The sequence below is a fragment of the Sneathiella aquimaris genome (assembly GCF_026409565.1).
Taxonomy (GTDB): Bacteria; Pseudomonadota; Alphaproteobacteria; order Sneathiellales; family Sneathiellaceae; genus Sneathiella; species Sneathiella aquimaris.
Window position 1 is genome coordinate 2500828 of sequence record NZ_CP112881.1, and the last position, 11457, is coordinate 2512284.

Below are 11457 nucleotides of genomic sequence, written 5' to 3' on the forward strand. Positions count from 1 at the left end.
TTAGGTTTCCTGCCGCTTCAGATAGGCATTTACTTTGGCCCTGTTTCCGCATGTAGACATTGAACACCATCGGCGCCGGCCGTTCCTGGACTGGTTAACGAAGAACAGGTCACAGGAATCGCTGGCACACTGCCGAACTTTTTCCAGTTGATCGGAAACGATGAACTCGGCAATGTCTTTAAAAATGGGATATAAAAGCTGTTCTGGCCCCTGTTCTGACAGTTGCGCAGTCAAAACATACCCATCCACAGATGGTTCAAGCGTCAGATGGGTTTTAAAGTTGAGCAAATGATCATTCAACTCTGCAATAAATGAGGGGTCAATGGGCCAGCCGTTGGACGCCTGCCCTAGCATCGCAAGAAAGCGGGCCCTCATGTGACGGAGCGTATTCATTGTTTCTGCACAACGGTCCGGATTTTGAAAAAGATACATATGATAACTGGAGGCTTCTTCTTCGTGCAGATGGCCCATGGATTTCAGAAATGTCAGAAGCTCCTCAAGCTTTTCAAGGCCGTCCCCGTCCTTGCCAAACCGACGGGAGGAATTCGCAAAATCCACTGCGGTCCGTCCTCCGACAGTGTAAAATCCTTCTGCATTTACAACCCCGGCCTTAGCAAGAGCATTTAACTTGGCCACTTTTATCTCCGTCTCAAACCCGTTAGTATTGATCATCAAAATCAGCATGCGCCGAATCAATTGCCGCAATCTGCAATAAATAATCTGTTTCGACTACTGTTAAATTCAGCATTATTCCAGTTTATTTTCCATTAACCGGTTCATTAATCAAAATATGGTCAATTTAATTATACTGTGACAACTCTTTATGGCGAAAGTAAGCCATCTCAAGCTTTTGAATTTGCTACAAAAAGAAAAAACCCCTGACCTTTAATGTCAGGGGTTTTCGGTCTTCAAATAAAGGCAGGCTTACATCTTTGGTTCCCAATATTTCATGGCATCCATTTTCATCTGACGTTTTTCTTCTGCGGTAGCGCGCCATTTATACTGAATGGCAGCCCCTTCCCAAGAGCCATACATTGGATTGGCAATGGTTATCCATTTGCTGCTCCAGTTATCCATGTATTTGGCAAAGGTGGCATCGCGATCAGCCAGCGTCGCGCCTTTTTCGGCGTCCACAAAATCACCAAGATTGTCACCAAGAAGTAATAGAACCCGATAGTCTTTGGCAACATGGGCACGGCGGGTACTTTTTGCACTTCCCCACTCTTCTTTTTCATTCCGGAGTAAAACTGTATCGATCTTTTCGTTCACAGGATAACCAAGGGCTTTCAGATTTTTCACTGTCCCCTCTTCTCCCGGAGCCTTCCTGTTCGACACATAGAAAATCTCGACGCCCTTTGAATGGGCATAATCGATAAATTTCTTAGAGCCAGGAATAGGCTTCGAAATGGCAGCATCCACGTATGGACCCCAGGTTTTCGAGCTATAATTTTTACCTGCTTTGATCAACCAGGCTTCATACTCTGAATTGTCGAGCACCGTTTCATCGACATCGAGAATAACTGCCGGTGGTTTGTTTTCATATCCCTCGCCTTGCTCAAGAGCCGCGGTCCAGGTTTTGTCAGCCAAAGCCCGGTCCAGCATGATTTCTGCCAGCTTGTAGGCTGCGACGGCAGTCGCGTTAAATTCAACGGAAGTCTGTGTCCAGACTGTCGCGTTCATCAAATCATTAGCAGGTACTCCCATGGCCGCGTTCGCCATATCCTTCGCTGGTACTTTATGAGAATCTGCGTTCGCAAAAGTAGCAACAGACGCCATCGTCAGCACTAAGGCTGAACTCCTTAAAAGTGCACCCAATGTCATAGTTAGTCTCCCTATCTTCTTTGGCTGTTTTCTGGTGTCCGCATATTCTTTTCGTCAAACACCCGTCTTTTATTTCGTCAGAAATATGCGAGATATACAACCTTTAAATTCATCTGCCCAAAACACGAAGAGCGTTTTATGAACCTTTGCTTAGGTCAGGAAAACTGAACCAACGCGAAAATGAACAGGGCAATGAAAATTGTCTCGGAAATGACAAGAATGACAATCGGCCATCCGACTTTGGCAATTTCCCGCAAAGAGGTTTTCATCCCCAAACCGGCGATTGCGGTTACCAGACAGGCACTGGACAAAGTTTTCAGGCCATCCGTGACGGTGGGCGGAATCAAATTAAAACTATTAAAGACCACAAACACAACGAACCCCACCAAAAATATAGGAGGCAGCAGACCCGCTTTGCTCATTGTTTTTTCGGATCGGTTTTTTTGCGCGAAAAGAAGACTGAAGATCAAAACGACAGGGACCAGGGTCGCCACTCGAAGAAGCTTCACAATTGTACTGACATCCCCTGTTTCGGTCGAAACACTGTATCCGGCCCCAACAACCTGCGCTACATCATGAATGGTGCCGCCTAAAAACACGCCAGCCTCGACACTGTCGAGCCCCGCTTTTTGGGCGATCAACGGATACAGCACCATTGCAATCGTGCTTAGTGTTGTAACGGCAACAACGGTCACAATTGTATTATTTTCTGAATATTTGTTTTTCGGCATCACGGCTGATAACGCCAGTGCGGCAGAGGCACCACAAATAGCCACGGCCCCACCGGAGAGCAAACCCTGGGTTTTTTTCAATCCAAGAATTTGAGCCATGCCCCATCCAAAGATTATTGTTGCAGCAATGGCCAGAATAACGCCAATGATCGTGTATTCACCTAATCCAACAATCTGATCGAAGGTAATTCGCGCGCCCAAAAGGGCAACCCCGAGACGGAGTATGGATTTAGAGGCAACCTCAATCCCGCGAACGCAGACCCCTTCTTCGGACAGAAAATGAAACGCCATTCCCAAAAGGAGCGCAAAAAGCATGACGGGGCCGCCATAATGGTCGTTTAAAAAAGACGCCGCCATTCCAATTGTGATGCATACCAGAACGCCAGGAAAAGCGTCCTTACTCCAGGAAACGGCTTCGTTTACAGCCCCTTTTTTCACAAGCTGGGATTTCATGCGCCCACACCCCTCCCTGATTTCATTTGTACTGCTATAACTTCTGCGGTCTTAACATAGCTATTGGCTAGGGCCAATTTATTTGATTGGACGCCGCGCATTTAAACATTTATCTAATATTAAGATATGAAAACAATATTGGCATTTGAACAACTACTCAATAAGGATTAGTATTCAAAACAAGAACACTTGATTAAGTTATTCAAATCATAAATGTAAAACTCTTTGATTATAGGTTTTTTCGGATGACGGTTGCAAAGAAGCTCATACTCTCGATCGTCGGTTTCAGCTTAATTGTCACTTTGTTGAGTACTGGTGTCCAACTCTATGTCGACTACCTGAACAATATTGAGGAAATCAATGCCGATTTTGAGGATATTCAGGAAACCCGCCTCCCTAATCTAACTCACAACGTCTGGGTTTTAGACGAAGAACAAATCATTTTGCATCTAAAAAGTCTGGTCAACACTGACAATATAGAGTTCGCCACAATATCAGATGATGGCACTGCCCGCTGGAATGATGGTGTTGTTCGCTCTGAACGAACCATAAAAAAATCCTTCCCACTTGTTTTGGAAAATAATGGCCAATCCTTTAATCTGGGAACCCTGACGGTTGTTGCGGGCCTAAATCAGGTTTTCGCAAATCTACAAAGCCGCGCTGTCGTTATTCTGGGCAGCAATGCGGTCGTGATTTTTTTGTTTGCCAGTTTTCTGTTGATTATCTTTCAGTATCAGATTTCCCGGCATCTTCTGACTTTGTCAAATTTTGCTCAAAATTTGAAATTTGACGCCAATCAGCCAGCACTGAAACTACAACGAAAAAACAACCCGGAAAACCCGGATGAACTGGACGATGTTGTCTCCGCCCTGAACCTTATGCAGCGCAACATTGAAAAGTCCTACCTCGCCCTGCGAGAAAGTGAAGAATATAACCGCATGCTGTTCGAAAAGTCTCCGATTGGTCTGGCGCTAAAGCACACGAACGGAGAATTTGTGGACGTCAATCCGGCCTTCGCGCGTATCTTAGGATATAGCAGTGAAGAGCTGACAAAAATGAGCCTTTGGGACGTTACACCCAAAGACTTTTATGAACAGGAAAGCCTTCAAATCCACCTTTTGGAACGAAACAAAAGACTGCACCCCTTTGAAAAAGAAGTTATCCATAAAGATGGCAGTCTCATCCCTGTTCAGGTTTGGTACTTTTATCTGGAAAGGCATTCACAGAAATACATCGCCGCGACTATGGAAGATATTTCTGAACGTAAAAAATCTGAACTCGCCCTTGCAAAAAGTGAAGAACAGCTCAGGCAATCAGAAAAAATGCGAGCCGTTGGTGAACTCACGGGTGGGGTCGCCCATGACTTTAACAACCTTCTCGCAGTTGTCCTGGGCAATGCTGAACTTCTTGAAGAAAAGCTTCCCGATGATGCGGATGAACAATCCTATTTGCGCACGTTGATGTCGGCCGCCGCGCGCGGAGCAGAACTCACCAGACGGTTATTGGCGTTTTCCAGAAAGCAGATGCTTAATCCGACCGTCACCGACATCCCGGCACTGGTGGACAATATGGCAGGCATGCTCAAACGTGTTTTGGGCGAAAATATTCTTGTTGAAACCCAGTATGATAACGACTTGTGGAAGTGTAAAGTTGACCAAGGGCAACTTGAGAACGCTATCCTTAACCTGGCAATTAATTCTAGAGATTCCCTGCAACATGTCAAAGGTAGAGCCGGCCGTCTAACAATTGTTATTTCGAACACATTGGTGGATGAGTTTACCTTTGAAAAAGAACATGACGTTGCCCCTGGCGAATATCTCCTAATTTCTGTGTCTGATAATGGACAAGGTATGCCACGGGACATTCTTGACCGTGTGTTCGAGCCATTTTTCACGACGAAACCTGTTGGCGAAGGCACCGGTTTGGGCTTAAGTATGATTTATGGTTTCGTAAAACAATCGGGTGGCCATGTTTCTATCTATAGTGAAGAGAATATAGGGACGAGCGTCAAACTATTTCTACCCCGAGCGAACGAAGATATTGTGGAGAAGATAGACGAAATGGAAGAACAGCAACCACAAACCGGAAATGAAACAATTCTTGTCCTTGAGGACGATCCTGACGTTCGAGAACTGACAGTCCTGCAACTAAAAAGCTTGGGATACAATGTCAAGCAAGCCCATGACGGACATTCCGCTTTGGAAGTAATCAATTCTGAAAGCAAAATTGACCTTCTTCTTTCAGATGTCGTTCTTCCCGGTGGGTTGCGCGGACCCGAAGTCGCGCAAAAAGCTCGGGAAATTAAACCAAATCTGAGCGTTCTCTTTATGTCCGGATATACTCAAAACGCGCTGGACGCCCACCCCGAAATCGGAGAGTCATCACTTCTGCTGAACAAACCATTTCGCAAAAGAGAATTGGCTGAAAAAATCAGAGAAGCGATCGAGATCTGATCAGGCCTACCAACTCTCCGCCACAATAAAAGCCAGACAATCGGTTTCCAGAAGGATTTGTTCCAACCGCGAACGCTGTTCAAGTCTGGCAAACTTTCCTTTCAACGCGTGCAATGATCGCGCCGTATATTTCATTGGGTCCTGTGTGAAGCGACTCCCCTTTAAGGTGACCGAGAAGCTGTGTTCTTCTGCTTTCAGGGCCTGTGCATTTGCTGTCGCCCACGGCAGGTATAATTCTCTAACCTGAGAGACAATAAACGGTTGCAACGTGGATTGGAGGCGCTCCCACGGCTCCAACTCTCCCTCCGCTTTGGGGTCCAACATACGATTTATCCAGTCAAGTATGTTAGGGAATGCCGTCATTATTTCTAAAGTGGTCGGTTGCTGTGTACAGCCATACAGCTGGCAGAACAGGCCAAAATCTGCCAGCGTTGGATGTCCTCCCAGAACAAATGCCCGGCCATCCAGATGCTTTTCCAACAAGAGCAGCGCCTCTTTCAGCGAGCGTTCGATCAGGTCTTTGTTCTGTTCTGAAGATCCGACAAAACTTAATCGTGGTACCATTCTTTTTCGCAACTGATCTGCCAGCTTTTGCCGGTCTTCTTCCACGGCGTTCGGCGCAATATTGTCAGCCAGTCCCTTTGAGACTGCAATCTGATCTTCATCCCGCCACCAGCGATAATGGAACATCGGCTTGTTGCCCCATTCATCTGCATATTCTTCAAGCATTGACGAAATAAACGCCATTTCAGGCGAGTCTGGAATAATCGGTTTGTCGGGATGTCTTTCTTCCAGTTTTTCAATTATTGGCGTACTGTCTTGCAGCACTGTACCATCGGGACATTGCACGAGCGGGATTAATGGCAGCTTTGCCAAAGCCTGAAATTCATCAAAATTATCCTGTGTTCGTGGACGCCATTCATGATCAATGTTCTTATAGCGAAGATAGGATCTTACCTTCACTGAAAAAGGCGAATACTCGGATCCATAGATGATGTATTTATCCTGTTGCATTTGTTTTTCCTTGTTTTTTTCAGGCATCCCCATTTTCCAATAGCTTATTAGAATAGTTTTCGGTCTGAAAGTGCAAATTTAATGCAGGATATCGGATTGTTTGATATAAACCGAAAACACCAATTAAAGGAGCCGCCAAGAATGCCAGTATCCGATTATTTTTCAGCGACCTACACCCAAGCTCGCCAAGCATTTATCGATGCCTGCAATGCACGTGGACTTGAAGTCACAAGCCATCTGAATGACCAAGCGAAAGGTGCTGAAGGAGAGGATCTTTACATGGATGTTGCCCGGTTTGGTAGTCCGTCCGCTTCGAAAATACTGTTTTTAAGTTGCGCAACCCATGGCGGCGAAGGATTTTGTGGTTCGGGTATTCAAGTCGGCCTCCTGCAAGAAGGATTTTTTGCAGACCTTCCAGAGGACACCGCTGTTGTCCTGATACATGCCATCAATCCGTATGGGTTTTCACATGTCCGCCGCGTAAATGAACATAATATTGACCTGAACAGGAATTTCCGGGATTACTCCAAGCCCCTGCCGGATAATCAGGCCTACAAAGCCGTGCATGATATGGTTCTGCCACTGGATTGGGATGGACCTGCCCGTGCAAATTCAGAAAAGGCCATTGAGGCCTATATAGCTGAAAACGATCTGTTTACTTATCAGTCTGCTGTTTCCGGCGGTCAGCATGTGAATGAACAAGGCATTTTCTACGGCGGAAAGGCCGCTGCCTGGAGCAATGTTACCCTTCGTTCTGTGGTGAGTGAGCACGCAAAACAATGTGAACATGTTGCTATCATTGATTTTCACACGGGCCTCGGACCAAACGGGTATGGTGAACTGATTTATATTGGCGACCCAAGTGGGATTGATCGGGCAAAGACCTGGTATGATAACGAAATCACTTCCCCTGCGGATGGATCCTCAAGTTCCGCAATTGTCGAAGGAACCATCGACATAGGGTATGCGCAAAGCGCACCAGACGCCGTCCATACGTGTATTGCACTGGAATATGGCACAGTGCCAGTACTGGATGTTCTGGATGCCCTTCGCGCGGATAACTGGCTTTATATCCACGGCGACATCAATTCTGATCTGGGAAAGAAAATCAAAAAGCAGGTCCGGGACGCGTTTTACTGCGATACTGATGAGTGGAAAGCCAAAATCTGGCAACGGGGCCACGAAACTGTTTCGAAGGCGCTCAAAGGTCTGGCCAGTTCATAGACTCGCAGGCGGGCAACACCGCCGATCCGAATTTTCGACAAAAAAAGGGGCCGTTGGCCCCTTTTTTCATGCTTCATTTTTCAGCTCAAGTGCTTTCAACTTCAAGCCCTTTATGGGAAAGCTTATCCAGCTTCGGCATCAACGACAGCAATTCCTGTGAATAAGGGGCCTGTGGGTTCTTAAAGAGAGCTTCAGTCTCTGCAATCTCCACAAGTTGTCCCGTCTTCATCACGCCAACCCGATCACACATTTGGCGAATGACAGGCAAATCATGACTGATGAACAGCATTGTCAATCCCAGCTCTTCCTGAAGATCTTTCAGCAGGTTAAGGATCTGGGCCTGAATGGACACGTCCAATGCAGATGTTGGCTCGTCACAGATCAGGAAACGAGGCCGCGTGGCCAGAGCCCGGGCAATTGAAATCCGTTGACGCTGACCGCCTGAAAACTCATGTGGAAAACGAACGGCCGCCTGAGCGCCCAACCCGACATGGTCAAGCAAATCCATAACAATCTGCTCTACTTCCCGATTGGACGAGGCGAGCTTATGAAAACGGATTGGTTCGGCAACAATATCCAGAACCCGCATTCTGCCATTAAGTGAAGAAAATGGGTCCTGGAAAATCATCTGCATCTGACGGCGATAGTAATCCAGTTCTTTTTCCGACTTGATCTTTGTCAGGTCCGTTCCGCCGAACTCGATAGCGCCCGCCGCAGGCTTATATAAACCCGAAATCATGCGGGCAACGGTCGATTTACCACTACCGCTTTCGCCAACAAGTCCGAAAACCTCGCCTTGCTTGATGTCAAAAGACACACCGTCAACAGCATTGAAAGTTTGCCGGTTTTTCTTCAACATCGCCTGTTTGGTCACAAATGTCATGACCAGATCTTTCACCTCGACAAGTGATCCTGAAACAGCATCAAAGTCACGTGTCTGACCCAACCAGTGAGTGGAAATGTCCAGCAGCTTTTTACGATCTTCTTCCTTCTCGATGTAATCCACCATCGGGAAACGCTTCAGACGGATGTCTGGGCGCGGAACCGCACTAATCAGACTTTTCGTATAAGGATGGTCTGGATCACCGAGGATCTTCTCGGTCGTTCCCTCTTCCACCAGGTTACCGCGATACATCACAGCAACCCTGTCTGTAATATCTGCAATAACACCCATGTCATGGGTAATGATCAGCATGCCAACCTGTTTTTCCTGACAAAGCTTACGCATTAATTCAAGAATCTGGGCCTGAATGGACACGTCCAACGCAGTGGTCGGCTCGTCTGCAATAATGACTTCTGGTTCAGCGCATAGTGCCAAAGCAATCACAACGCGCTGGCGCATCCCCCCTGAAAACTGATGCGGATAATGTTTGATCCGCTGTTCAGGATTGGGAATACCAACCTGACGTAACAAATCAACAGCCCGTTCTTTTGATTTTTCGTTGCCCAACTGCAAGTGAAGCTCAATAGTTTCCACGAGCTGCTGCTCGACCGTCTGCAGCGGATCCAGCGATGTGAGGGGATCCTGAAAAATCATGCCGATACGGCGACCACGGATCTTACGCTTCGCTTCTTCCGACAGGTTGTTAATCTGTTCACCTTTAAGGTAAACATTCCCGCCTGACATTCTGCCAGGTGCTTCCAGAAGACCGATAACCGCATTACCAATCGTTGACTTTCCGGCACCTGACTCGCCGACAACACCAAGGACTTCACCCGGGCGGACCAGAAGACTGACGCCTTTTACAGCCTCAACAGTTCCCCGGCGGCTTGGAAATTCGATGTGGAGGTCTTCAATGTTTAACAAATCCATATTACTGCCTCCTTAGCGCAATTTCGGGTTCAGGGCGTCACGAAGCCAGTCACCCAGCAAATTCACCGCCAAAACCAAAATAACCAATGCTGCCCCTGGGAAAATAGTGATCCACCATTCGCCAGAAAACAGATACTCATTCCCGATCCGGATCATCGTCCCCAAGGAAGGTGTCGTTGGCGGTACGCCCACGCCCAGAAATGAAAGTGTTGCTTCCGTAATAATCGCAACAGCCAGATGGATGGTTGCAATCACCATAACCGGCCCCATTACATTCGGCAAAATATGCCGCCGCAAGATCGTGCCGGGACGAATACCAATGACGCGGGCCGCCTGCACATATTCCTTGCCTTTTTCGACAAGAGTTGATCCACGGACCGTCCGGGCGTATTGCACCCAGCCAGAAATCCCGATCGCAAAGACCAGAACATACACAGCAACATCCTCGTGCATCTCACTCGGCACGATGCCCCGTGCAACACCGTCAATCAACAGTGCAATGAGAATGGCAGGAAATGAAAGCTGGATATCAGCTATACGCATAATAAAAGCGTCCGTTCGTCCGCCGACATATCCACTTACCAAACCGGCTGTAATACCAATGATCATCGAGAAAACAACAGAGGCAAAGCCAACGAATAAAGAAATCCGGGCACCATGCATGATGGTGGAAAGAATATCGCGTCCCTGATCGTCAGTACCAAGAAGAAACCGTGGGTCCCCTTCTTCGGACCATGACGGGGGAAGGCTGGAATCCATAATATCGATAACAGCAAGGTCAAACGGATCATGCGGCGCCAGAAAAGGGGCAAAAGTTGCACCCAGAATAATAACGAGCGTTACGATCGACGAACAGACAGCAACAGGGCTGGATTTAAAACTATGCCAGACATCGCTGTCCAGGAATCGCTCAAAGCGAGATTTTTCGACTGATTTTTCCATCACACTTACTCGTCGTCAGAACGCAGACGTGGGTCTACGGCATAATAAAGAACATCGACGATCATATTGATCAGAACGAAGAAGAAGGCAATCAACACCAGATAGGCTGCCATGATGGGAATATCCACATCTGCAATAGCCTGAATGAATAGAAGCCCCATGCCCGGCCATTGAAACACGCTTTCTGTAATAATAGCGAACGCGATCAGTGAACCCAGCTGCAAACCAGTGATGGTAATAACGGGGACCAGTGTATTTTTAAGCGCATGCTTGAAATTCACCAGACGATCGGGCAGTCCGCGTGCGCGGGCAAACTTCACAAAATCCGTCCGCAAAACTTCCAGCATTTCGGCCCGGACCAAACGCATAATCAATGTCATCTGGAACAGGGCAAGCGTGATCGACGGCAAAATAAGTGATTTCAGTCCAGAGGCTGTCAGGAAACCGGTACTCCAGGTTGTGAATTCAATGACATCACCGCGACCAAATGTCGGCAGCCACCGAAAAATCACACCGAATACCAGGATCAAAAGAATACCAATAAGGAAAGGCGGCAAAGACACACCAACCAAGGAAAGGGTCATAATAAACTTTGAAAGGATCCCGTTTCGCTTAAGCGCAGTATACACACCCATTGGAATACCAATCGCAAGGGCGAGAATAGCTGAAACGAATGCTAACTCCAGCGTTGCGGGCATACGGGCGAAAATCAGGTCGCTGACAGGCACCTGATATTTGTAAGACCGACCAAAATCACCTTGAACTGCGTTCAAAATGAAATTGCCAAACTGAATAGGCACAGGGTCATTAAGACCGAGCCGTTCGCGAAGTTCGATACGTTCCTGTTCAGAAGTATCCTGACCCACCATGTTGTTGATTGGGTCACCGACAAACCGAAACATGGAAAAGGCGATGAGTGCCACTGTAAACATTACAATGACAGACTGCATCAATCGCTTAAAAAGGAATGAGACCATGGTTTCTAAAGATTAAATTTACAAATAAA

9 protein-coding genes are annotated in these 11457 nt (G+C 47.1%); 2 read left to right on the top strand and 7 right to left on the bottom strand.

Features of this window, described 5'->3' with window-relative positions; genetic code table 11:
- From OIR97_RS11765 to OIR97_RS11775, 3 genes are all read right to left on the bottom strand, one after another.
- A complete protein-coding gene (locus tag OIR97_RS11765) occupies nt 1–636 on the bottom strand; it encodes a CGNR zinc finger domain-containing protein (RefSeq protein WP_169545907.1) in 636 nt (211 codons plus the stop codon).
- A 288-nt stretch (nt 637–924) separates the two neighbouring features.
- A complete protein-coding gene (locus OIR97_RS11770) occupies nt 925–1821 on the bottom strand; it encodes a 5'-nucleotidase, lipoprotein e(P4) family (RefSeq protein WP_169545908.1) in 897 nt (298 codons plus the stop codon).
- Nucleotides 1822–1976: 155 nt separating this feature from the next.
- Nucleotides 1977–3005, bottom strand: coding sequence for a YeiH family protein (locus OIR97_RS11775; protein WP_169545909.1), 1029 nt, complete (start codon nt 3003–3005; stop codon nt 1977–1979).
- A 245-nt stretch (nt 3006–3250) separates the two neighbouring features.
- On the opposite strand from OIR97_RS11775, the gene OIR97_RS11780 reads away from it, so the two are divergent.
- Nucleotides 3251–5458, top strand: coding sequence for a PAS domain S-box protein (locus tag OIR97_RS11780; protein WP_169545910.1), 2208 nt, complete (start codon nt 3251–3253; stop codon nt 5456–5458).
- Nucleotides 5459–5464: 6 nt separating this feature from the next.
- Here OIR97_RS11780 and OIR97_RS11785 read toward each other — a convergent pair whose 3' ends face one another.
- On the bottom strand, nt 5465–6499 hold the full coding sequence (locus OIR97_RS11785; RefSeq protein ID WP_267177717.1) for a glutathione S-transferase family protein: 1035 nt from the start codon (nt 6497–6499) through the stop codon (nt 5465–5467).
- 114 nt (nt 6500–6613) lie between these two features.
- Between OIR97_RS11785 and OIR97_RS11790 the strand changes: the two genes are divergently transcribed.
- Complete coding sequence (locus OIR97_RS11790; protein WP_169545912.1) at nt 6614–7696, top strand: M14 family metallopeptidase; 1083 nt, start codon at nt 6614–6616, stop codon at nt 7694–7696.
- 85 nt (nt 7697–7781) lie between these two features.
- On the opposite strand, the gene OIR97_RS11795 is transcribed toward OIR97_RS11790, so the two are convergent.
- From OIR97_RS11795 to OIR97_RS11805, 3 genes are read right to left on the bottom strand one after another with little or no spacing between them, the layout of a single operon-like run.
- Nucleotides 7782–9509, bottom strand: coding sequence for an ABC transporter ATP-binding protein (locus OIR97_RS11795; protein WP_169545913.1), 1728 nt, complete (start codon nt 9507–9509; stop codon nt 7782–7784).
- Between the two features lie 12 nt (nt 9510–9521).
- A complete protein-coding gene (locus tag OIR97_RS11800; protein WP_169545914.1) occupies nt 9522–10451 on the bottom strand; it encodes an ABC transporter permease in 930 nt (309 codons plus the stop codon).
- A gap of 5 nt (nt 10452–10456) precedes the next feature.
- Nucleotides 10457–11428, bottom strand: coding sequence for an ABC transporter permease (locus OIR97_RS11805; RefSeq protein ID WP_169545915.1), 972 nt, complete (start codon nt 11426–11428; stop codon nt 10457–10459).
- Between the last annotated feature and the right edge of the window lie 29 nt (nt 11429–11457).